The organism is Rhodoblastus sp., from assembly GCF_052145335.1.
GTDB lineage: Bacteria > Pseudomonadota > Alphaproteobacteria > Rhizobiales > Beijerinckiaceae > Rhodoblastus.
The window spans coordinates 18,045-38,836 of sequence record NZ_JBKQOU010000317.1 but is presented as its reverse complement, the minus strand read 5'-3'; the positions used below and the strand labels follow the sequence as shown (position 1 = coordinate 38,836).

General features: G+C 61.3%; 23 protein-coding genes. 17 read left to right on the top strand and 6 right to left on the bottom strand.

Annotation, left to right across the window (positions count from 1 at the left end):
* Positions 1 to 12: 12 nt before the first annotated feature.
* Positions 13 to 303, bottom strand: coding sequence for a HypC/HybG/HupF family hydrogenase formation chaperone (locus tag ACLP2E_RS19445; protein WP_442462343.1), 291 nt, complete (start codon positions 301 to 303; stop codon positions 13 to 15).
* A gap of 178 nt (positions 304 to 481) precedes the next feature.
* The gene (locus tag ACLP2E_RS19440; RefSeq protein WP_442462321.1) at positions 482 to 1,273 is read right to left on the bottom strand and encodes a sulfite exporter TauE/SafE family protein; all 792 of its coding nucleotides are present in this window, start codon (positions 1,271 to 1,273) and stop codon (positions 482 to 484) included.
* Positions 1,274 to 1,419: 146 nt separating this feature from the next.
* Between ACLP2E_RS19440 and ACLP2E_RS19435 the strand changes: the two genes are divergently transcribed.
* Positions 1,420 to 1,731, top strand: coding sequence for a gamma-butyrobetaine hydroxylase-like domain-containing protein (locus ACLP2E_RS19435; protein WP_442462320.1), 312 nt, complete (start codon positions 1,420 to 1,422; stop codon positions 1,729 to 1,731).
* Between the two features lie 23 nt (positions 1,732 to 1,754).
* On the opposite strand, the gene ACLP2E_RS19430 is transcribed toward ACLP2E_RS19435, so the two are convergent.
* Together ACLP2E_RS19430 and ACLP2E_RS19425 are read right to left on the bottom strand one after the other, a co-directional pair.
* Positions 1,755 to 2,102, bottom strand: coding sequence for an ArsR/SmtB family transcription factor (locus ACLP2E_RS19430; protein WP_442466863.1), 348 nt, complete (start codon positions 2,100 to 2,102; stop codon positions 1,755 to 1,757).
* A gap of 141 nt (positions 2,103 to 2,243) precedes the next feature.
* Positions 2,244 to 2,747: a GNAT family N-acetyltransferase gene (locus ACLP2E_RS19425; RefSeq protein WP_442466862.1), complete on the bottom strand. Its 504-nt coding sequence runs from the start codon at positions 2,745 to 2,747 to the stop codon at positions 2,244 to 2,246.
* A gap of 254 nt (positions 2,748 to 3,001) precedes the next feature.
* Here ACLP2E_RS19425 and ACLP2E_RS19420 point away from each other — a divergent pair, with 254 nt between their 5' ends.
* From ACLP2E_RS19420 to ACLP2E_RS19390, 7 genes are all read left to right on the top strand, one after another.
* Positions 3,002 to 4,306, top strand: coding sequence for an OmpP1/FadL family transporter (locus ACLP2E_RS19420; RefSeq protein ID WP_442466861.1), 1,305 nt, complete (start codon positions 3,002 to 3,004; stop codon positions 4,304 to 4,306).
* 223 nt (positions 4,307 to 4,529) lie between these two features.
* Entirely contained in the window at positions 4,530 to 5,018 is a 489-nt protein-coding gene (locus tag ACLP2E_RS19415) for a HyaD/HybD family hydrogenase maturation endopeptidase (protein ID WP_442466860.1), read from the top strand.
* Positions 5,015 to 5,458 carry a hydrogenase expression/formation C-terminal domain-containing protein gene (locus ACLP2E_RS19410; protein WP_442461165.1) on the top strand — a complete coding sequence of 148 codons (444 nt, stop codon included), beginning with the start codon at positions 5,015 to 5,017 and terminating at the stop codon, positions 5,456 to 5,458. The genes ACLP2E_RS19415 and ACLP2E_RS19410 overlap by 4 nt, the downstream gene beginning before the upstream one ends.
* Entirely contained in the window at positions 5,448 to 6,521 is a 1,074-nt protein-coding gene (locus ACLP2E_RS19405) for a hydrogenase small subunit (RefSeq protein ID WP_442461166.1), read from the top strand. The genes ACLP2E_RS19410 and ACLP2E_RS19405 overlap by 11 nt, the downstream gene beginning before the upstream one ends.
* 3 nt (positions 6,522 to 6,524) lie before the next feature.
* On the top strand, positions 6,525 to 7,184 hold the full coding sequence (locus ACLP2E_RS19400; protein WP_442466859.1) for a hypothetical protein: 660 nt from the start codon (positions 6,525 to 6,527) through the stop codon (positions 7,182 to 7,184).
* The gene (locus tag ACLP2E_RS19395) at positions 7,181 to 8,488 is read left to right on the top strand and encodes a (Fe-S)-binding protein (RefSeq protein WP_442461168.1); all 1,308 of its coding nucleotides are present in this window, start codon (positions 7,181 to 7,183) and stop codon (positions 8,486 to 8,488) included. Before ACLP2E_RS19400 ends, ACLP2E_RS19395 begins: the two co-directional genes overlap by 4 nt.
* A gap of 137 nt (positions 8,489 to 8,625) precedes the next feature.
* Entirely contained in the window at positions 8,626 to 10,386 is a 1,761-nt protein-coding gene (locus ACLP2E_RS19390) for a nickel-dependent hydrogenase large subunit (RefSeq protein ID WP_442461169.1), read from the top strand.
* Between the two features lie 33 nt (positions 10,387 to 10,419).
* Here ACLP2E_RS19390 and ACLP2E_RS19385 read toward each other — a convergent pair whose 3' ends face one another.
* Positions 10,420 to 10,731, bottom strand: a complete 312-nt coding sequence (locus ACLP2E_RS19385; protein WP_442461170.1) for a TusE/DsrC/DsvC family sulfur relay protein — start codon at positions 10,729 to 10,731, stop codon at positions 10,420 to 10,422.
* Between the two features lie 113 nt (positions 10,732 to 10,844).
* On the opposite strand from ACLP2E_RS19385, the gene ACLP2E_RS19380 reads away from it, so the two are divergent.
* A complete protein-coding gene (locus ACLP2E_RS19380; RefSeq protein WP_442461171.1) occupies positions 10,845 to 11,738 on the top strand; it encodes a LysR family transcriptional regulator in 894 nt (297 codons plus the stop codon).
* 272 nt (positions 11,739 to 12,010) lie between these two features.
* Here the strand turns inward: ACLP2E_RS19380 and ACLP2E_RS19375 are convergent, their stop codons facing one another.
* On the bottom strand, positions 12,011 to 12,589 hold the full coding sequence (locus ACLP2E_RS19375) for a DUF302 domain-containing protein (RefSeq protein WP_442466858.1): 579 nt from the start codon (positions 12,587 to 12,589) through the stop codon (positions 12,011 to 12,013).
* 403 nt (positions 12,590 to 12,992) lie between these two features.
* Here ACLP2E_RS19375 and ACLP2E_RS19370 point away from each other — a divergent pair, with 403 nt between their 5' ends.
* From ACLP2E_RS19370 to ACLP2E_RS19335, 8 genes are all read left to right on the top strand, one after another.
* Positions 12,993 to 13,574, top strand: coding sequence for a rhodanese-like domain-containing protein (locus tag ACLP2E_RS19370; RefSeq protein ID WP_442461173.1), 582 nt, complete (start codon positions 12,993 to 12,995; stop codon positions 13,572 to 13,574).
* Positions 13,575 to 13,881: 307 nt separating this feature from the next.
* Complete coding sequence (locus ACLP2E_RS19365) at positions 13,882 to 14,577, top strand: DsbA family protein (protein WP_442466857.1); 696 nt, start codon at positions 13,882 to 13,884, stop codon at positions 14,575 to 14,577.
* 68 nt (positions 14,578 to 14,645) lie between these two features.
* Positions 14,646 to 16,430 (top strand): sensor histidine kinase, encoded by a 1,785-nt coding sequence (locus ACLP2E_RS19360; RefSeq protein ID WP_442461175.1) that lies wholly within the window; start codon positions 14,646 to 14,648, stop codon positions 16,428 to 16,430.
* Complete coding sequence (locus ACLP2E_RS19355; RefSeq protein ID WP_442466856.1) at positions 16,423 to 17,046, top strand: response regulator transcription factor; 624 nt, start codon at positions 16,423 to 16,425, stop codon at positions 17,044 to 17,046. Before ACLP2E_RS19360 ends, ACLP2E_RS19355 begins: the two co-directional genes overlap by 8 nt.
* A gap of 451 nt (positions 17,047 to 17,497) precedes the next feature.
* Positions 17,498 to 19,132, top strand: coding sequence for a c-type cytochrome (locus tag ACLP2E_RS19350; RefSeq protein ID WP_442466855.1), 1,635 nt, complete (start codon positions 17,498 to 17,500; stop codon positions 19,130 to 19,132).
* An 18-nt stretch (positions 19,133 to 19,150) separates the two neighbouring features.
* A complete protein-coding gene (locus tag ACLP2E_RS19345) occupies positions 19,151 to 19,339 on the top strand; it encodes a hypothetical protein (RefSeq protein ID WP_442461178.1) in 189 nt (62 codons plus the stop codon).
* Positions 19,336 to 20,202: a sulfur oxidation c-type cytochrome SoxA gene (soxA, locus tag ACLP2E_RS19340; RefSeq protein WP_442461179.1), complete on the top strand. Its 867-nt coding sequence runs from the start codon at positions 19,336 to 19,338 to the stop codon at positions 20,200 to 20,202. The genes ACLP2E_RS19345 and soxA overlap by 4 nt, the downstream gene beginning before the upstream one ends.
* The gene (locus tag ACLP2E_RS19335) at positions 20,199 to 20,501 is read left to right on the top strand and encodes a hypothetical protein (RefSeq protein ID WP_442461180.1); all 303 of its coding nucleotides are present in this window, start codon (positions 20,199 to 20,201) and stop codon (positions 20,499 to 20,501) included. Before soxA ends, ACLP2E_RS19335 begins: the two co-directional genes overlap by 4 nt.
* Positions 20,502 to 20,792: the final 291 nt, after the last annotated feature.

The window sequence follows — 20,792 nt, the reverse complement described above, 5'->3', positions numbered from 1 at the left end:
TTTCCAGCGCCTTCAGCGCAAATGTCTAGGCAATTGAGGTTCGCGGTCGATCAGGTCGGCGAAAAGCGCATCGAAACTCTCGCCGCGCAGGGCGGCTTCCAGCCCGCGCAAGGCATCGTCGATCAGCCGCGCCTCCTGCGCGTCGAGCACGCGGATGGCGGTGTCGATATGGACCAGCACCTGCGTTCCCGGCTCCTGCGCGCCGATCAGCAGCATCGAGACGCGCCGGGAGTCGTCGTCGCGCGCGCACAGCGCCGAAACCTCGTCGCCCTCGATAATCCGCATCGGCACGCCAACACACATCTTGTTATCCCTCAGCTCGCCGCCAACCGAAGTTCCGCGTCGCGCCTCCAGCGGCGCCAAAAACTTTTCATCCGACATTTCCCATATGGGCCCATCCGCCTCCTGGTGACGACAGAATAGCCAAATTTCAACTCAACCGGAAGACGGAATGGCTCGGCGGCGGCTTAGGGGGTTGGCGTCACTGTTCGAGAAGGGTAAGGGCGCCACGCGAAACGACGTAGCAGCCGACCCCCGCCACCAGCACGGCGAAAACCTTCGTCAAAATTTGCTTGCCCACCGCAAGTCGCACCGCGAGCGCTCCGCCGCCCAGTCCGCCGAATACGCCGCCCGCCAGCAGGAACCCGGCCACGCGCCAGTCGACCATTCCGGAAAGCGCATAATTCGCCGCTGTGGTCGCGCCGAATGCGGCCACCGAGACGAGTGAAGAGCCGACGGCGGAAAGGATCGGCATTCCTGTCGCCGCCAACAGGCCTGGCACAACCAGAAATCCGCCACCAATTCCAAAAAACCCCGCCAAGGCGCCGACGCCAAAACCATAAAGCGTCAATGGCGGACCGAGATGCCGCGCCGTCTGCTTCGTGAAGTGAATATCGTCGTCTTGAGCGACAGGCTTCTTGAAAAACATCTGCGCGGCGATGACGATCATCAGCAGGCCGAACAGCAGCAGCAGTTTTTGCCCGTCGAAATGCTTGCCGAGGGTGGAGCCGGCCGCTGCCCCGATCACACCCGAACCCGCGAAAATAAGTGCGCATGGCCATTTCACGTGCCCTGCCCGCGCATGGCCGATCAGATTCACGACCGCATTGGCGGCGACCGCGACGGCGCTCGTGCCGATCGCTACGTGCGGTTCGGAAAGGCCAACGAAATAGACCAGCAACGGAGCGGCGAAGACGGAACCGCCGCCGCCAATCAGGCCGAGGACGAAACCGACGAGTATGCCGGACAAAAACGCAAGGGCATCAATCGACAAGCTTGTTCCTCGGGGTTGAAATCAGACTCGTCGACGGTCTTTGCCTTGTCGCATAATATGATAATATTCGAATTTAATGACCTGGATCGCGGTGCCGGTCAAGCGGGCGTTTCGCTCGCTCAGCGCCAGACATGATGAGGCGCGCGATGGATGTTTCGAATCAGCCCACTGAGATCAAGCTGACCGATCAGGGCAAAGTCCTGAGGCTTTTTTTCGAAGATGGAAGTTCTTTAGCGCTGGCGGCGGAAGATTTGCGTTCGAACAGTCCCAGCGTCGAAGGAAAGGGAATTTCATCACCAGCCGCTCAAAGCATCCCCAGCGTCAAGGACGTTGCGATTCTCGACCTGGAGCTCGTTGGCAATTACGCGATACGCGTGCAATTCGACGACAGGCATGGGTCAGGAATTTATTCCTGGGATTTGCTGCGGCGACTGGGATCTGCGAACGGAAAAAACTGAACGGGCTTTTTCTCTGTCGCGCTTCAGCGCCGGCGTTTCGGCTTGTGGCAAAAAACCGAATAGACGGCTTGCAGAATGGTGCGCACGTTGTCATTGGCCAGGTTGTAATAGATCGATTTGCCGTCGCGACGGGCCGTCACCAGGCCGTCCAGACGCAGCCGCGCCAATTGTTGCGATACCGTCGATTGCCTCTGCGCCAGCAGGGTTTCAAGATCGCCGACGGATTTTTCGCCTTCCGACAGTATGCACAGGATCAGCAGGCGGGACTCATGCGCGAGGGCTTTGAGGAATTCGCTCGCGTCCCTCGCGTTGTCCGCTATCTGTCCGAGATCTTCGGACACGGTCATGTTTTTCAATTTCGGCAAGGCCATGGGCGCCTCGTTTGTTCGCAACTGCACAATGGTTAGTTGACAAATAAGGTCAATTTAGCGCCGCGTAAAGCATTTTCTTGCAAACCCGAATATGTGGATATGTAGTTGGTATTTTGGCAGGAAAAGCTTGGTTTTCAAGGCTCATACGCGCGACTTGGTGACGCAGGCGCCGATCGTGGCGATCACGTTTCCGTTACGTCGCTGCAGGTCCGAGGTGAAGCGCCGCGCCAGATTTTGCATTGCCAGATTATCCGGTAGGATCTCCAGCTCCAAACATCTGAAGCTCTTGTCGCGGGCGGCGTCTATCATCGCCTGCATCAAGGCGCGGCCGAGACCTCGCCGCCGCCAATCGCGTTCGACGCTGAACGCCAATTCGCCCCGCCTGGGATCTTGCGCATCGGCCAGGAGTTCACCGACCCCGCGAATTTGGCCCTCCGACTCGCACCCCACGACTATGCGTCCATCGGCGACAGCGGCGCCGGCGTGAAGCGCCATCAGGAATTCTTCCGGCTCTTCGAAAAAACGAAAACGCCGATCCTCCGAGTCGAGACGCATCAAGTGATCGCAATAGCGGTCGCCGTCGCGCGGACCGAGCCGTATGAGTCGCCAAGGCGCGTCGATCGTTTTCGATTCAGGTTCAGACATTTTTGGCCGGGTAAGGATCGCAATTCATTGCACAAAGAAGCTGGAACGCAAAATCGGCGGCCGCGCCCGAAGCGGCGCCAAACTGTTGCCATAATAGCGCACCAGCCGGAATTCGAGCGGAGAACCGAAGAGCATTCTATGACGTAATACATTCATATGTGATCATTCAATTCATAATAGAATCCTTAAACGCGAAGGCGCGGAAAGCGGCGCGTCGGGGACAAAATCGAAAGGGGAGAGAGATGGCGTCGAGATTGCGGAATTCGTTTCGCGCGGGAATTTGCGCGCTGGCTTTAGGCGCGGCGACCGGCGGAGCGCAGGCGACCGAAGGCTATTTCGTCGAAGGCGTCAGCGCGCGCGATCAGGCTTTGGGCGGCGCTGGCATGGCCAATCCCGCAGATGCTCTGACCACGGCCAACAACCCGGCCGGCTTGGTTGATGTAGGCCATCAGTTCAACGCCGACGTGTCGTTGTTCAACCCCAGCCGCGAATACAGTACAAGCAACGCGCCCGGCTTCGTCGCTCCCGGCACGGTCAGTTCTTATCGCGATATTTTCGCGATTCCGGCGATCGGCTATTCGCTGCCGCTGAATGCGGATCAGGCCTTTGGCTTTGCGATGAACGGCAATGGCGGTATGAACACCACTTATGCCGGCAACACCGCCAACCCCAATTGCGCCTATCTCGGCTCGCCATCGCAGGGCGTGTTTTGCGGCGGCAAGGCTGGCGTCGACCTGAATCAGGCGCTCATCAGCGTCGGTTACGCCCAGAGGTTCGGCAATCTTTCGCTCGGCGTCGCTCCGACCTTCGTGACGCAAGTGTTTTCGGCCTATGGCCTTCGCGCTTTCTCGGGCATTTCCTCCAATCCCGGCGATCTGACCGACCGTTCCGTCGCCTGGTCGTTCGGCGCTGGCGTGCGGGCCGGCGCGCTTTATCACATCAACGAGCAGTTCTCGATCGCCATCGACGGTTCGACGCCGATCTGGGCCACGGGCTTCACCCAATACAGCGGCTTGTTCGCCCAGGGCGGATCCTTCGACGTTCCCGCCACGATCGGCGCGGGCTTGTCCTACAAGGTCCTGCCGACGTTGGCGGTCATGGTCGATTGGAAAGATATTTTCTATAGCAGCGTAAAGTCGATCGCCAATCAAATGAGCGCGCAATACCTGCTGGGCTCGACTAACGGTCCGGGCTTCGGCTGGCGCGACGTAAACGTCGTGTCGTTGGGCGTTGAATGGAAATATACCGACGCGCTGACCCTGCGCGCGGGCTATGCGTACAATACGCAGCCGATCACTTCCAACAATGTGACGTTCAACATTCTTGCGCCGGCCGTAGTCCAGAATCATATCAGCGGCGGTTTCACCTATAATGTGAACCGCAATTCGGGCGTCGACTTCGCCATAGTCTATGCGCCGCGCACGAGCGTTTCCGGACCGGAACTCACCCCGTCTGGGCCGACCGGACGCGACATCACCCTCTCGATGTCGCAGCTCGAAGTGACGCTGGGATATACCTATCACTTCGACACTCCCGCGCCAGTGATCGCGAAATATTGATCGTTCCGGCGGGTTGACCGTAGTCGCCTGTCGCGAACGGCAAAAAGGCCGAGGCCGTCGGCAAAAAGGCCGAGGCCGTCGGCAAAACGGCCTCGTTTGTTTGGCCCCGTCTTTCGCGGCGGAAAAAAGCGCATCGCCAATCCCGCTAATTAATCCACGTCAAGGCGCTGGCGGGAAAACCGGCGTTAATATATCGCCATATTCGTATTTATAGGGCTGCTCGATGTCGGCGGAGCGATCCATTCTCGTACTCGGACTTGGCAATATCCTGATGCAGGACGATGGCGTCGGCGTTCACGCCGCCAATGCGCTCGAAGCCTCTCGAGATTCCTGGGTCTATGGCCGCGACGGTGTCGTCATTCGCGATGGCGGCACGCTCGGCCTGTCGCTTCTGCCGGAAGTGGAGGCCTGCGGCGGTCTGATCGTCCTTGACGCCGCGATTTTAAGCGCATGTCCCGGAACGGTGAGGACCTTCGAGGGCGCCGCAATGGACGCCCAGCTCTCCGGCAAGAAATATTCCGTTCATGAAGTGGCCTTGTTCGATCTGCTGGCGGCGGCTGAATTTCTTGGCTCCAAACCAGAGCGCCGCGCCCTGATCGGCGTGCAGCCGGAAATCGTCGACTGGGGGCTGGAGCCGACGCCCACCGTCTCCGCCGCCATACCGGAGATTCATGCGGCTGTGCGCGAACTGGTGGAAAGGTGGAACCCATGAGCCCCGCCTGCGCCGCGCCGCCACAACCCCTCCACGAACAGACCGGGATGGCGGAGGCGGTCCTGCGGGAAATCCACGCCTTGCTGGAAGTTTTCGCCGGGACCGGCGAGACAGCCTGCGTCGATCTGGGTGGACTGCCTATGTCCGGACGCGACCGCGTCGAACTCGACGAGGTTCTTGGGCGGGGCGAAGTCGCCGCCACGATCGATCTGGCTGGACGATCCGAAGTCTGGGAGACGGCTTTTTCCGGCGTCTGGCGGGTGCGCCACTTCGGCGCGGAGAAGATCGCGGTCGATTTGATCGAAATAACGTCCTGTCCGGAAATTCTGCGGACGGACCGTCGCGACGCGAGCCGGGCGGCGCAAAAGCTGGCGCTGGCGCTGCAACAGAGAAACGCCGCTTTTGCGGAGATTTCGACGGAGATGTCGGATGGGCAATGACCAGACTTTGGCCGCCATGTTGGAGCAACGCGGCGTATCGCGGAGGGCCTTTCTCAAATACGCCTCCTATGTCGCCTCGATCATGGCCCTGCCGCCCGCTTCCGCCGGCGCGCTGGCGGAGGGCCTGGCCAAGGCGCAACGGCAATCGGTGATCTGGCTGTCGTTTCAGGAATGCACCGGATGCACCGAATCGATTACCCGCTCGCATAGTCCGACGCTGGAAAACCTGATTTTCGATTTCATTTCGCTCGACTATCACCACACCTTGATGGCGGTGTCCGGCGAGGCGGCGGAAGCCGCGCGAAAATCGGCGATGGAGGCCAACAAGGGCAAATATATCGTCGTCGTCGACGGCTCTATTCCGTTGGGAAATGGCGGCGTCTACTCGGCCATCGCCGGGATCAGCAACCAGCAGATGCTTGAGGAGACCTTGCGCGACGCTTTCGCCGTGGTCGCGGTGGGCACCTGCGCGGCCTTCGGCGGCATTCCGAAAGCGCATCCCAATCCGACCGGCGCCGTCGCCATCGGCGAACTCGTCGGCGGCAAGCCTCTGATCAATATTTCTGGCTGCCCGCCGATTCCCGAAGCGATGACCGGAGCTTTGTCCTATGTGCTTTCCTTCGGCAAACTGCCGGAGCTGGATCATCTGGGCAGGCCAAAGGCCTTTTTCGGCGAGACCATCCACGATCGCTGCTACCGGCGCCCATTCTACGAGCGCGGCCTGTTCGCCGACGGTTTCGACGACGAGGGCGCGCGACAGGGCTGGTGCCTGTACAAGCTCGGCTGCAAGGGACCGGTCGTCTATAACGCCTGCGCCACCTTGAAATGGAACGGCGGGGTCTCCTTCCCGATTCAATCCGGCCATCCCTGCCTCGGCTGTTCGGAGCCGAATTTCTGGGACCAGGGCGGCTTTTACCGGCCGCTGCCGACGCCGCTCGGCGCGATGGGTCCGGCTCTGGCCGGGGCTGCCGTCGCGGGCGTGGCGCTCGGCGTGGGCGCGGCCCTTTCGGCGCGAAAGCATCAAAAAGACTATCTCGCGGCGACCAAATCCGGGGAGGAATGATCGATGGATCTTCTCAGCTTTTCGCGCGGTCCCGCATTGACCGTCGCCATGGCGATCTTCGTCCTTGGCGTGCTGTGGCGGCTGGTCGGCGTATTGTCCCTTCCGGCCTGGCGCGACGATTCAGCCCCGCGCGAGGGGGCGCCGCCGGCCTGGCTCGCCGCGCTGCAAGCCATTTTCAGCAAGATGATTCCGCACCGGACCTTCCTCAAAGCCGGCATGTTCACCACGGTCAACGGCTATGTGTTCCACATCGGCCTGGCGATCTGCGTGTTCGCCTTCGCGCCGCACATTCTGTTCCTGAAGAGCCTGTTTGGCCTCAGCTGGCCGGCCCTGCCCAATGGCGTGATCTACGCCGCCGGCGTGCTCACCGCCGGCTCGCTGCTCGCGGCTCTGGCCTATCGCCTGACCAGTCCGGTGCTGAAACTGATTTCGCGCGGCGACGATTACATCAGCTGGGCGCTGACCTTCCTGCCGGTCGTCACCGGGCTCGCCGCCGCCGCGCATCTCGGCGCGCGCTACGAGACGTTGCTGGCCATTCACATCCTCAGCATCTGCGTGTTTTTGATCTGGTTCCCCTTCGGCAAGCTCATGCACGCCTTCCTGTTCGTTTTTTCGCGCGGCGCGACGGGCATTCGATTCAGGCATAGAGGAGCGCAGCTATGACCGCGAAAACCACCGCCTCCGGCGTCGCCTACGACATTCAGGGAAACCAGGGCGACATCGAGCGTCGCGACGCCGCCATGCAGACTTTCGTACGCGATTTCGCCAAGACGGCGGCGATCCACATGGAATCCTGCCTGCGCTGCGGCATGTGCGCCAACGCCTGCCATTTCTATGTCGGCACCGGCGATCCGAAATATACGCCGATCAACAAGCTGCGGCCGTTCGAGCAGGCCTATCACCGCCATATCGGGCCTTTCGCGCCGCTCTACCGGCTGTTCGGCATAGGCTCCAATGTCGGCGTCGAAATGCTGCAGGAATGGGAATCGCTGCTGTTCGACGCCTGCAGCCTGTGCGGCCGCTGCACGCTTGCCTGTCCGATGGGCATAGACATCGCGGAACTGATCAAGGAAGCGCGGCACGGCATGTACAAGGCCGGCCTGGTTCCGGATCGGCTGGAGCTGATGGACCGCACGGCGAAAGCCTGGGGTAGCCCGGCGACGCCGGCCGACGATTTCGCCGACATCATCCGCGAGGCCGGCGAGGAAAACGGCGTGCCGATGAATATCGACCTGCCCAAGACCGATTATGTCGTCACCACCGCGCCGGCCGAACTGACCGAGCATACCAAGGCGCTGGCCGACATAGCGAAGATCCTCAACAGGATCGGCGCCAGCTGGACCTATTCGACCGAAGGATTCGAGGCCTCGAACATCGGCTATATCAACGGCGATCTCGACCTGCAGGAGAAGATGACGCGGAAAATGATCGACAATGCCGTCAACATCGGCGCGCATACGCTCATCTTGCCCGAATGCGGCCACGCCTATGGCGCGGCGCGTTGGGAGGCCGCGCGCTGGTATCGCGGCAAGATTCCGCTGCGCATCATCCACATGACCGAATTTCTGGGCGAGATTGTCGCCAGCGGCAAGATCAAGTTGAAGCAGATCGGCGAAACAACGTCCTTCCACGATCCCTGCCAGTTGGCGCGGCGTGGCGGCGTCACCGAGGCGCCGCGCGAAGTGCTGCGCGCCATGGGCTTCGAGATCAAGGAACTGGAGGATCACGGCGCGCTCGGCTGGTGCTGCGGCGGCGGCGGCGGCGTGGTGTCGAATGTCCGCGCCGATCCGTTGCGCTTCAAGGCCTTCGAGTTGAAGAAGAAGCAGGTCGAGGACGCCGACGCCCAGCATTTCGTCACCGCCTGCGGCCAGTGCCGCATCACCCTGACGCTCGGGGCGAAGAAATTCAAATGGGACAAGAAGGTCGAAAGCCTGCTGGAGCTGGTCGCCGACAACATGATCGATTGAGAAGAATGTTCGAGCATGCCCCTTTCGGGAGGCGATAGCCTGTCGGAAGCGGTTAGGAGCGAATGCGACGCCGAGCTGACGCGAGGGACCTTGATCGCGACCCGTCGCGACCAAGAAAACCAACTGAGGAATATCCGATGAACAAGCGCATTGTCGTGGACCCGATCACCCGGATCGAGGGGCATCTTCGGATCGAAGCGGAATTGTCCGAGGACGGGGCGATCAAGAACGCCTATTCGTCAGGCACGATGGTGCGCGGCATCGAGCTGATCCTGAAAGGGCGCGATCCGCGCGAGGCCTGGGCTTTCGCCCAGCGAATCTGCGGCGTCTGCACTCTGGTGCATGGACTGGCGTCGGTCCGCGCCGTCGAAAACGCCCTGGGCTATGACATTCCCGCCAATGCCGCGCTCATCCGCAACCTGATGGTCGGCGCGCAATATGTGCATGACCATGTCATGCATTTCTATCATCTGCATGCGCTCGACTGGGTCGATGTGGTCTCGGCGCTGAAGGCCGATCCCAAGGCGACGTCGGAACTGGCGCAGTCCATCTCGTCCTACCCTAAATCGAGCCCCGGCTATTTCATCGAGGTGCAAAAAAAGCTGAGGACTTTCGTCGATAGCGGACAGCTCGGCATTTTCGCCAATGGCTATTGGGGGCATCCAGAATACCGGTTGCCGCCGGAGGCCAACCTTATGGCGGTGGCGCATTATCTCGAAGCGCTTGCCTGGCAACGCGACGTCGTGCAGATCCACACGATTTTCGGCGGCAAGAATCCGCATCCGAACTTTCTCGTCGGCGGCGTCGCGGCGCCGTTCAGCGGCGGGCCGGAAGCGCTCGGCTTCGGCACAGGCGGCGGAGCGGCTTCGACCGCCTTCAACATTGTCGCGATCAGTCAGGTCCGCTCCATCATCAAGTCGATGAGCGATTTCGTCGAACAGGTCTATATTCCCGATGTCCTGGCGATTGCCGGCTTCTACAAGGACTGGTTCGCACGTGGCGAGGGCCTGGGGAATTTTATGACCTATGGCGATTTCCCCGCCGACGGCCGCGCCAATGGCGCCAATCTGCTCATTCCGTCGGGCGTGATCCTCAACCGCGACCTGACCCATATCGAGCCGGTCGATCTCAACGATCCCGAGCAGATTCAGGAATTCGCCGCCCGTTCCTGGTATGACTACAGCGTCGGCAAGGACGCCGGCCTGCATCCCTATGCCGGCGAAACGACCTTGGCCTATAGCGGTCCCAAGCCGCCCTATGAACAGCTCGACGTGGAAAAATCCTATTCCTGGCTGAAGGCGCCGCGCTGGCGCAACAAGGCGGTGGAGGTCGGACCGCTGGCGCGCGTGCTGATGCTTTACGCCAAGGGACATGAACAGACCCGCGAACTCGCCGGCTATGCGCTCAAAAAACTCGACTTGCCGCTGACCGCGATGTTTTCCACCCTGGGCAGGACCGCCGCCCGCGCGCTGGAGACGAAGATCATCGCCGACCAGATGAATGGCTGGCTCGACGCGCTGGTCGCCAATCTCCACCGGGGCGAGGTCAGCGTCCACAACAACAAGCTTTGGGACCCGGCGAGCTGGCCAAGCGCGGCGCGCGGCGTCGGCTTCATGGAGGCGCCCCGTGGCGCGCTGGCGCATTGGGTGGTGATCAAGGACGGAAAAATCGATAATTATCAGGCCGTGGTTCCGAGCACCTGGAACGCCGGCCCGCGCGACGGCAAAGGCCAGAGCGGCGCCTATGAGGCGGCGCTGCAGGACCGCCACAAGCTTTTCGACCCCAAGCAGCCACTGGAAATTCAGCGCACCATCCATAGTTTCGACCCCTGCCTCGCCTGTGCGGTGCATGTGGTCGATCCAAACGGCGAGGAACTGGTCTCGATCAATGTGACCTGAACGCGCCGGGCGGGCGCCGCGCGACGCGATGGTTCAGCCGGTGCTCCAGACACGCGGACGGCGCATGCCCGCAAGTTTGCATGCCTGCCCGACATAGCCATAAGGGAAAAGCTCGAACAGGCGGTTGCGGCCGGCGCCTTTGGTCTGGCTGAGATGGCGCATGACGAAACGCGCGTCGGGCGCGACCTGGCGCTCGTCGAGGAAAGCGCGCATAAAACGCAGCGCCTCCCAATGGTCTTCCGTGAGGTCAACCTGGAGGCGCTTCGCGGTTTCCCGCGCCCAGTCCTCGCTCCAGGCGGAGGGGTCGACGAGATATCCTTCGACGTCAAGCTCGGGGGCGATCATATTTGCGACTCCTCGGTCGAAAATTCGCGACAAGCGCAGACAAGTATGGATCGAACCGCGATTGGGCTATTTGTGCAAGCGCAAATTCGCGCGACAAGCTTCCGGGAAAACCCATGACGCTCGATCAATTGCGCATTTTCGTCGCCGTGGCCGAACGCGAGCACCTGACTCAGGCTGCGAACGCGTTGAACATGACGCAATCGGCCACCAGCGCCGCCGTCGCCGCCCTCGAGGCGCGACACAACGTCAAATTATTCGACCGATTGGGGCGGCGCATTGCTCTCACTTCCGCTGGAAAGTCCTTTCTCGGCGAGGCCAAGGCCGTTCTCGCACGGGCTTTCGCCGCCGAACAGGCGCTTGCCGATCTGGCTGGGCTGAAAATCGGCGCCTTGACCGTCGCGGCCAGCCAGACCGTTGGCAATTATTGGCTTCCGCCACGGCTGAATCGCTTCGCCGGGCTTTACCCTGGCGTTTCGATCAAATTTACCATCGGCAATACCACGGAAGTCGCGGCGCTCGCGGCTGAAGGAGAAATCGACCTGGGTTTTGTCGAAGGCGAAGTCGACGAACCCAGTCTGGCGATCCGGCCGATTGACGAGGACGAACTGATCGTCGTTGCGGCTCCCGGCCAGGCCGTGGCGCCTGACGGGCTGAACAAGGAATGGCTAATGCAGGCGCCGTGGGTCGCACGAGAAAAAGGTTCGGGAACCAGGGCCGTTTTCGAAGCGGCGCTGCGAGATTTCGGCGTCGAGACTTCGAACCGCAATATCGTGCTGGAACTTCCATCGAACGAGGCTGTGCGTGCTGCAGTGGAATCTGGCTGCGGCCTGGCGGCCATGTCGCGGCTTGTCGTCAGCGCCTCTATCAAGGCCGGTTCTCTGGTCGCCTTGCCCCTGGCTTTGCCGCGGCGGCAGTTTTACGTCTTGCGGCACAAAGAGCGTTATGAATCGCTCGCGGCGCGAGCATTTTTAGATGTGGCGGAAAATTTTACGTCTTCAATTCGATAAAGTTTGCTTGATTGCCAGCTTGCAAGGTCCGGGTTCCGTTTGCGCAGAAGCGCCTCGATATTCGTTTGATAATTCGATCGCCGGCATTGCAGTATCGTTTCTGGCGTCCCTCGTTCAGAATGTCAGGCTAACTTTGGAGCCAAGGCTCTCCGCTTCCTTTTGGTCCAAGGAAAGCGCGGCATGAGCGCGGCCATCGTGGAGATATCGCTGCTGTCTCAGCTGCGGTCATTTTGCCCTTAAAAAGATTCCGCCTGTTCGACCGCAAGTTCAATTCAAAACTCTCCGTTTGCGCCGTCAGTCAGGATGGCTTGCATGACTTTCTTCACTTTCAGCGCCTCTTCCTTGAGTGCGGGAGGCAGCGGCTTTCCGCCGTAAATCAGCAGGTCCATATTGATGGTATAGATCCATAATTTACCTGTCTTGTCCTGTAGCAAGGCAATGCGACAAGGAAGATAGGCAGAGAATGCGTCGGAATAGTCGATCATTTGCGCCGCCGTGAGCGGGTTGCAATACAAATAAATTTTCAGCTTTCTCCAGGGCTTTCCTTCCATCGCGCTGACCTGGTCGCCAAGCGGGAGTGCGCCTACGTCCTTGATGTTCATCGCCGCCGCGATCGATCCGATCGCCTGATCGACGTCATCAAAAGTAAGCCCATCCCTGACTTGCGCTTTCCACACCGTCGCTTCCGCAGGATTTCCCGTCTCGAGCAAGACCTGCGCGATATTCGCGTAGGTCGCGCGCGCTTCCGGATCGAAGCCGGCCAGGACCGACTGCGCCTTGAAAAAAACCGCCACGATCGCGAGAATCGCGATCACGCCTATGAACGCAAGGATGCTCTTGATGAGCTGCATGTGTTTTTCTCCTTGCCCTTTTTCTGATTTTTCACTCGATGCCCAAGTCGGCCGCGCATTGTTTTGCGCTTGCAATTAAGACTCGACGCCTTCTACGCCCTCATTGTGATCGCGTTGGCGATCACGCTGACGCTATTGGAGAAAAGATACATTTATAAATCGTGATGTTGCAATATCATTTCGGTCTCGGCTATCATTGGACGTTCGTTCGCGCCGGTCGCGCGGCGATTGCCAACCAAAGGCGTCGGATGCCGTCGAAGCGCCGAATGCGCCGCACAATGAAGCCGGAATGGGCGCCTTGAATAAACTAATGTTGCGCGGGTTAGGCGACGTCGGTGCAAGAATGCCAGAACGGCCGTCACCAAACAGGGCGCGAAACGCCCGAAAATGGGAGGAGAGAGTCGTGAAAAAGTTGATCCTTGGCCTGCTGATGGCCGTGTTGCTGACGCCCGCTTTTGCTGGAAACTACCAGCCGGTCGATACGAGCAAACTTCCCGAGGTCAAGCAATCCAAACTCGGCCTTTATCTCTCGGCCCCGGAAGCCTTCAATATGAAGACGAAGGGCGGCGAGAAGGTGCTCTTCATCGACATCCGGACGAAGGGCGAATTCCTGTTCCTCGGAACCCCTTCGGTCACCGATATGAATATCCCCTATATGGAAATCGACGATCCGGCGAGTTGGGACAAGAAGAATAATCGTTACGCCATGTCGCCCAACTCGGATTTCGTGAGCGCTGTCAGCGCCTTGGCGGACCGCCAGCATCTGACCAGGAACGATCCCGTCATCCTGATTTGCCGCTCCGGCGATCGTTCCTCCCGCGCCGCAAACCTGCTGCAAGAGGCGGGCTTCTCCAAGGTCTATTCCGTGGTCGATGGTTTCGAGGGCGACATGGACAAGGACGGACGCCGCGACCTCAACGGCTGGAAAAACGCCGGCCTTCCTTGGGCCTATAAAATGACCGAAAGCCAAGCCTATATCCGTTGACGGAACTCGTTGGACGAACATCGGCAAAGCGACCGTCGCGGCAGGACAATGCCTGCCTGAAGGTTGGCCCCGCGCCAGGGCGAGGGGGACGCACGGGCGACGCCAGGCCCAAACCCCAAACATTCTGAGCCGTCGGATGACGGCTCAGCTCCGATCGCTCCATCGTCATTGGATTTTGCCGGCGTTTCGGAGCGCGATTCAGGAGACAGGGCGCCGCGACCTCATCGGAACGCCTGACATTCCGTCGGATTTTGTCCATTCCGTCGGTGTCGCAGGGCTATTCATTGAGTCGAAATGGGGGTTGGAAATGCCGTTCCTTCTGAATCGCAGGTCCCTTTTCGTCGCAGCGGCGGCGGCGCTTTCGGCGTCGGGCGTAGGACAGGCGAAGACGGGGCGGGCCTTCGAAATTGCGACTTCGGACGGCGCTCCAATCCGCAATTTTCGTATTGCGCCCGCCAAGGCGCCCTCCGATCTGCCCGGCTTGATTCTGACGGGTTCCGCGAATGCGGAGCCTGTCCTTTACGAATTTTTCGATTACGCCTGCCCCTATTGCCGGGTCGCCTCGCAGGAGATCGACATGCTGCTGTCTCCTGACTCGGGCGTAAGATTGGGGCTGGTGCAGCACCCCGTGCTTTCCTCTCGATCCGCGGATGCGGCGCGGGTGGCGCTGGCGGCGTCGCGGCTTCACGGCGACGAGGTCGCCTACCGCCTGCATGTCGGCATTTTCCAGGCGCCCGGCGCGGTGAATGCGGAAAAGGCTCTCGCGGTCGCCGCGGGGCAGGGACTAGACGCCGGAAGTCTGGCGAAGGAAGCAGAGCGCGCCGAAATCGCGGAGCTCCTCGCCGCCCACGTCGAGCGCGCGCGAACGCTGTCGCTTCCTCAGGCGCCCTCTTTCGTTCTTGGCGAGTTCGCTTTCGTCGGCTGGCCCGGCGTGGAGCCGATCGAATCATTTATCGCGGCGACGCGCCGATGCGGCGGTCTGCGCTGCGCGTCACCCTATTGAAACATACGCATACAAATGTGAGAATGTTTTAAGTCGATCGACTTTTGGCCCCTGACGGTTGGAGAAACATGTTTCGACGGGCGCGCAAGATATTGGCGCTTTCTGCGGTGCTGGCCTTTTGGATCGCACCGTTCGTTGGCGCGGCGCAACCGACCGAAATTCGGGTCGGCGTGCTCGCCTATCTCGGCCTCGAAGAGGCAGAAAGCGCTTGGGAGCCAACCCTGGCCTATCTGAACGCGACCCTCCCGGGCTACCGCTTCACCATGGTCGCGGGAAACGTCGCCTTTCTCACCGCGGCCGTCGCAGCGCACCGCCTCGATTTCCTCATTACCAATCCCGGCCATTATCTTGAATTGAAGATCGATTATTCCGCTTCGGCTCTGGCGACCGAACAGGACCTCGACGGTTTCGCATCGGGGGAATCGGTCGGCGCGGCCGTTGTCGCGCTCGATCGGCGGAAGGATTTACAGCATTTGACCGATCTGCGAGGATTGAAACTTGCCGCAGTCGCGCCCGACGCCTTCGGCTTTCGCGCCGCCTCGCGGGAACTGCAGGATCGCGGCGTCGATCCACTCAAGGACGTCAGTCCGGTGTTTGTCGGCTATCCCGCCGACGGCGTCCTGGACGCCCTGCGTTCGGGCCGCGCCGACACTGGAATCATCCGATCCTGCCTTTTGGAAAAGCTCATCGGGCAGGGCAAGGCTGACGCTGACGAATTCAAGGTGCTCGGGCGCAAGCCGACGGATATAGCGACCTGTCAGGTTTCGACACGCCTTTATCCCGGCTGGGCCTTCGTCAAGGTTGCGCAAACTTCTGCCCCGCTTGCCGACGCCGTCACGCGGGCGCTGCTCGGCATGCAGCCTGGACCCGGCGATAAAATTTGGACTGAACCCAACGACTACCAAACGGTGCAAGAGCTCTATCGTTCGCTCAAGGTCGGGCCTTATGCCCCTTTCACCCGTCTGGGCATGGCCGATCTGCTCTGGCCCTATCGTTACGCCGCCGCCTTGGTCGGGATGGCCGCGCTGTGGTGGGTCTCCCATGTGATCCGCGTCGCGCAGATCATCAGGAGGCGCACGCGCGAACTGGAAGAGGCGCACGAACTCGCCCGTTTGAAGGACGCGAAAATGGAGCACGCCATGCGCCTTTCGCTCATGGGCGAAATGGCCAGTTCGCTCGCCCATGAGATCAATCAGCCGCTCGCCTCGATTCTCAGCTATGCGCGCGGTTGCGAACGGCGGCTGGCGCACGGCGAGGATGTCGATGGCGTGCGCGAGGCGATAGGCCGTATCGCCGTCCAGGCCGAAAGGGCCGGAGACATCGTCCATCGCATGCGCGAATTTGTGCGCAAGAATCCAGCTCGCCAAGAGCCGCTCGAACCCGCTGCAATGTTTCGTGACGCCCTTGCCTTGTTCGAACCTTCCGCGGCGGCCCACGAGCTGCGGGTGAAAGCCGAGGTGCCAGATTCGCTGCCCCCGGTTCTCGCCGATCGCGTCCAGATCGAGGAAGTGACGCTGAACTTGCTGCAGAATGCTCTCGAGGCCGTCGATGGACAGCCGGAAAAGAGAGTCAGGCTCGTCGTGACGCAGGAAGGCTCCTCGATTGTCGTAGCTGTCAGCGACAACGGTCCCGGCCTCTCGCCCGCAGCGCGAGAACGATTATTCGAGGCCTTCCACACCACCAAGCCCGGAGGCCTCGGTCTGGGCCTCTCGCTCAGCCGCTCGATCGTCGAAGCCCATGGCGGGCGTCTCAGCGCGGACGAAAACGCGCAACGCGGCGCCACCTTCCGATTCTATCTGCCGATCGCCCAAAATGAAGCGCAAGAAAACGTCCAGGAGCGCGCCCTTGTCTGAGGCGTCGCCGATCATCTATATTGTGGACGACGATCCGGCCGTGCGCGACGGCATCGCCTTTCTTGTCAGCTCGGTCGGCTATCGCCATCGCCTTTGCGCCTCGGCGCAGGAGCTGATGCACGCGCTCGACGACAGCCTTCCCTCCTGCCTGGTGCTCGACGTGCGGCTGCCGGGTTTGAGCGGACTGGAATTGCAACGCGAATTGGCCGAGCGAAAATCCGCCGCACGCATTGTGTTCATTTCAGGTCATGGCGACATCCCAAAGGCCGTGCGCGCAATCCAGCTAGGCGCCGTGGACTTTCTGGAAAAACCCTTCGACGATCAGATGCTGCTCGACCGCATTGGCGATGCGCTCGCCGCCAGCGCCGAAGAATTGCGCCGCCGCGCCAGCCGCGCCAGCCTCGAACGGCGACTCAGCGGCCTGACCGAACGCGAGCGCGACGTGCTGCGTCTGTTGATTGCCGGCAAGACCAGCAAGGTTATTGCGTCGGCGCTGGATATTTCGGTCAAGACGGTAGAAAATCACCGCCACAATATCATGACTAAGGCCGGCGTGGCCTCGGTGGCCCAACTGATTGCCTGGGCGACGGAAGCCGACGGGGCGGCGCCTGGGTGAAAACCCCCAGGCGCCCCCGGCGCCATCCCGGATAGGCATGCGGCCTCGCCGCCGCCAAGATTTGTCAAACGAGGAACAACGTCCGGGCAGGAAAAGCGCCCGGCGCGGATCGAGTACACGTCCATCATAGAGGGAGAGCAACTCCCCGGACGCCATGACTTCGGTTCGCGTGGTCGAAAAGACGACGTGTCGACGGGAGGAATGATGACGATATCCGAGCCGCGCCTGAGCGCCCTAGCGACTTTTTGCGCCCGGGGACTTGGTTCCGAAGCCGTCAATGCGGACGCCAGCGCAGCCCCCGCCAGCTTCGTCGCGCCCCCTGGCCTCGAGGAATGATCGGCTTTGCACTGCAACCTGGGTCGGGATTACGCGCGTCGCCAATTTGGCATGCTCGCCTTGTCAGGGTCTCGAAAATCAATCTCGTCGCAGGCAGCGTCTCATGGGGGTTGGAGTGTCGGTCATAAAATTTCTCAAGCTCAGTGTCTCCGTTGCGGCGATTGGGTTGGCGGTTGCCGTTGGCGGCAGCTACCTGGCGCCAATCTGGTTCGCGCCGCGGCAGAATGTTGATGTGAATTCCGCCGATCCGGCCCTGATCGAAAAGGGTCGGTATATCGCGCAAGCGTCGGATTGCGTGGCGTGTCATACCGCCAGCGGCGGCAAAGCGTTCGCCGGCGGTCTGGCGATGCAGACGCCGATCGGCACGATCTATTCGACGAACATCACTCCGGACAAGGAAACGGGCATAGGCGGATACGACTTTGCCGATTTCGAACGGGCGGTCCGTCATGGCGTCCGCAAGGATGGCTCCCCGCTCTATCCGGCGATGCCCTATGTTTCCTATTCCGTGCTGACCGACGAGGATGTGCAGGCGCTTTACGCCTATTTCGTCTCTACGGTTCAGCCCGTCGCGCAGCGCAACCAGGCCTCGACGATCCCGTGGCCGTCCAATATGCGTTGGCCGCTTGCCTGGTGGCAAATGCTATTCGGCGGTCATCGCGGTTTCACCCCGCCGGAAGGAGCAACGCCGGAAGTGGCGCGTGGCGCCTATCTCGTCGAGGGGGCCGGGCATTGCGGCGCCTGCCATACGCCGCGCGGCGCCGCCTTCCAGGAGAAGGCCCTCAAGGATGGACCCGATGGCGAATTCCTCTCCGGCTCTGAACTGGAGGGATGGTACGCCAAGAGTCTGCGTCACGAGGATGTTGGGCTGGCGAGCTGGTCCCAGCAAGAGATCGCCGATTTCCTCAAGACAGGTCGCAAAGCCCGCACGGCGGCGTTTGGCAGCATGGCCGACGTCATTCAGCACAGTACGCAACATCTGAGCGACGCCGACACATCGGCTATCGCCGCCTATCTGGCAAGCCGCCCGGCCCGGCCCAGCCATGACCCATTCGCGTCCAGGGCGAAGGACGACACCACTGCGAAACTTTATGACAGCGCGGAACATAGCCCGGGGGCGCTCGGCTATGTCGCGCAATGTGCGCCCTGCCATCGCATGAATGGGCAGGGCACGCCAAGGTTGTTCCCCGCTCTGGCGGGCAATGCGGTCGCGCAGACGGACAATCCGAGTTCACTGATCCACATCACGCTCGCTGGCGGCGCGATGGCCAGAACGCCGGCGGACAAGACGCGTCCTTCCATGCCGGAGCTGGCCAAGCTGGACGATGGCGCCGTGGCTGACATTCTCACGTTCATCCGCGCCAGCTGGGGCAACAAAGCATCGCCGGTCTCCGCGAGCGACGTCGCCGCCATACGTGGCGCGATCGCCCACAAACCACTCGATTATGTTCCGGAAAATCCGACGTCGTCGCATGCGGATGACGTCAAGGCCGGGCAGGAGCTGGCGCTCGATCGCGCCAAGGGCAATTGCCTCGCCTGCCATACGATCAAGGGCGGCGACGCGCCCAGCAGCGTCGGTCGCGAGCTTGTCGACATGAAACGTCGCTTCCCCAATCGCGCCGATCTGGTGGAGATCCTGACCGATGAGCCGAACCGCAATTCGATAGCGCCAATGCCGCCCTTTGGCCGCGACCAAATTCTGACCCGGGCCGAGATCGAAAAGATCATCGACTTCCTTTACACGCAGTGATCGACATGGCGTATCGCAATGCAAACGTGGGATTCCGTCTCAATCGAGGCGACCTCTTGGACCTGGACCGCGCCGCAGCTGCCCGCCGCGCCTGGCGCGCATGGTTTGAGCCGTCAGGTAGTCGCCGGTATCTTTCCCGGCCAGCGGGAAGCGGCATGGATGGGCAACCTCGGCAAGACCGACATTGTGACGGTGACAATCGCATGATCAAGTCCCGCCTGCGCGACCGATTTGCACTCGCCCGGAATGTTGTTTGCGCTCTGATGCTGGCGATGGCGCCGGCGATGGCCGCGGACAAGGCGGACCCAGAAGAGGATCGCAAGGCTTTTCAGGCGTTCTTCTTCGCCAAATTCCCCAAAGTGGCGAAAGACGATTTCGGGAATGGCCCTTATGCGGTCAATGAAGACATGCGCAAGCAGTGGAAGGAAATCATGGAATTTCCTCCCTACGAACTTTCGCTCGATGAGGGGCGCGCCGAGTGGGCGAAGCCTTTCGCCAACGGCAAGCATTACGCCGATTGTTTTGACAACAAGGGCGAGGGCATCCGTCAGACCTATCCGCGCTTCATCGCCGGGACCGGTCAGATCGAGACGCTGGAAGGCGCGATCAATCGCTGCCGGGTGGAGAATGGCGAAAAGCCGCTCGATCCGATGACGGGCCTGATGGCGTCGCTGGCCGCCGTGATGTCCGAGTCCTCGCGCGGCAATCCGTTCGCGATCGCCATCCCGGACGATCCGCGCGCACTGGCCGCCTATGAACGCGGCAAGGAATTCTTCTATTCGCGCAAAGGCCAGCTCGGCGTCTCCTGCGCGTCGTGCCATATGTCGCCGGCGGGCCAGCGTATGCGCGGCGACATTCTGGCCCCGGCGCTGGGCATTCTGGCGGCCATGCCGATCTATCGCTCCGATTGGGGCAGCATGGGCACCTCGATTCGTCGTATTTCCACCTGCTCGTCGCAGACCCGCGCCTTGCCGCTGAAGCCAGACGACGAGGATTATCGCGATGTCGAATATTTCCTCTCCTACATGAGCAATGGCATTCCTATCGTCGGTCCAGGGGCTCGTCCATGATGCGTTCAATCGTTCTTGCCGCCGGGCTCGCGATGCTGAGCCTGCCCGCCCTGGCGGCGACACAGGCGGAAGCCGAAGCGGCTCTGGCCGCCGCGCATGCGGCCGAATCGGAGGCGGTCGCCGCCAAGGCTGCCTGGACGACGACCGAGGCCGCTTTGGCCAAAGCCGACAAGGCGGTCGCCGCCGGGAAATGGGACGAAGCGAAAGCAGCCGCCGATGAGGCGCTGGCGCAGGCCAAACTTTCGGTCGAACAGGCCAACGAGCAGAAAACGCTCTGGCGTAACTCCGTCTTCCGCTGAGCCGCGCCGACCATCTCGACGCGCGTCTCGGCGGGATGCCGGAAGGTCTGGGCGATCGCCCGGAGGACCGGGGCGTATCCTGGGTGAAAACACCCATACGCCCCCGGCGACGTCCCGGATAGGCGCGCGACCTCGCCGCCGCCAAGATTTGCAGGACAAGGAACAGCGTCCGGGCAAAAAATGCCCGGCGTAAATCGGGACAATGTCCATCGCGGAGGGAGAGCCCCCCTGGACGAAGACGCTCCGGTTTGCGCAGTCGGAAAGGCGACGCGTTCAAGGGAGGAATGATGA

Bases quoted from the DNA above. Each gene is read 5' to 3' on its own strand.
- ACLP2E_RS19445 (WP_442462343.1), bottom strand. From the start codon at position 303: ATGTGTGTTGGCGTGCCGATGCGGATTATCGAGGGCGACGAGGTTTCG.
- ACLP2E_RS19385 (WP_442461170.1), bottom strand. From the start codon at position 10,731: ATGATCGCCCCCGAGCTTGACGTCGAAGGATATCTCGTCGACCCCTCC.
- ACLP2E_RS19435 (WP_442462320.1), top strand. From the start codon at position 1,420: ATGGATGTTTCGAATCAGCCCACTGAGATCAAGCTGACCGATCAGGGC.
- ACLP2E_RS19400 (WP_442466859.1), top strand. From the start codon at position 6,525: ATGGATCTTCTCAGCTTTTCGCGCGGTCCCGCATTGACCGTCGCCATG.
- soxA (WP_442461179.1), top strand. From the start codon at position 19,336: ATGATCAAGTCCCGCCTGCGCGACCGATTTGCACTCGCCCGGAATGTT.
- ACLP2E_RS19410 (WP_442461165.1), top strand. From the start codon at position 5,015: ATGAGCCCCGCCTGCGCCGCGCCGCCACAACCCCTCCACGAACAGACC.
- ACLP2E_RS19380 (WP_442461171.1), top strand. From the start codon at position 10,845: ATGACGCTCGATCAATTGCGCATTTTCGTCGCCGTGGCCGAACGCGAG.
- ACLP2E_RS19415 (WP_442466860.1), top strand. From the start codon at position 4,530: ATGTCGGCGGAGCGATCCATTCTCGTACTCGGACTTGGCAATATCCTG.
- ACLP2E_RS19395 (WP_442461168.1), top strand. From the start codon at position 7,181: ATGACCGCGAAAACCACCGCCTCCGGCGTCGCCTACGACATTCAGGGA.
- ACLP2E_RS19365 (WP_442466857.1), top strand. From the start codon at position 13,882: ATGCCGTTCCTTCTGAATCGCAGGTCCCTTTTCGTCGCAGCGGCGGCG.
- ACLP2E_RS19360 (WP_442461175.1), top strand. From the start codon at position 14,646: ATGTTTCGACGGGCGCGCAAGATATTGGCGCTTTCTGCGGTGCTGGCC.
- ACLP2E_RS19375 (WP_442466858.1), bottom strand. From the start codon at position 12,589: ATGCAGCTCATCAAGAGCATCCTTGCGTTCATAGGCGTGATCGCGATT.
- ACLP2E_RS19335 (WP_442461180.1), top strand. From the start codon at position 20,199: ATGATGCGTTCAATCGTTCTTGCCGCCGGGCTCGCGATGCTGAGCCTG.
- ACLP2E_RS19345 (WP_442461178.1), top strand. From the start codon at position 19,151: ATGCAAACGTGGGATTCCGTCTCAATCGAGGCGACCTCTTGGACCTGG.
- ACLP2E_RS19390 (WP_442461169.1), top strand. From the start codon at position 8,626: ATGAACAAGCGCATTGTCGTGGACCCGATCACCCGGATCGAGGGGCAT.
- ACLP2E_RS19425 (WP_442466862.1), bottom strand. From the start codon at position 2,747: ATGTCTGAACCTGAATCGAAAACGATCGACGCGCCTTGGCGACTCATA.
- ACLP2E_RS19405 (WP_442461166.1), top strand. From the start codon at position 5,448: ATGGGCAATGACCAGACTTTGGCCGCCATGTTGGAGCAACGCGGCGTA.
- ACLP2E_RS19430 (WP_442466863.1), bottom strand. From the start codon at position 2,102: ATGGCCTTGCCGAAATTGAAAAACATGACCGTGTCCGAAGATCTCGGA.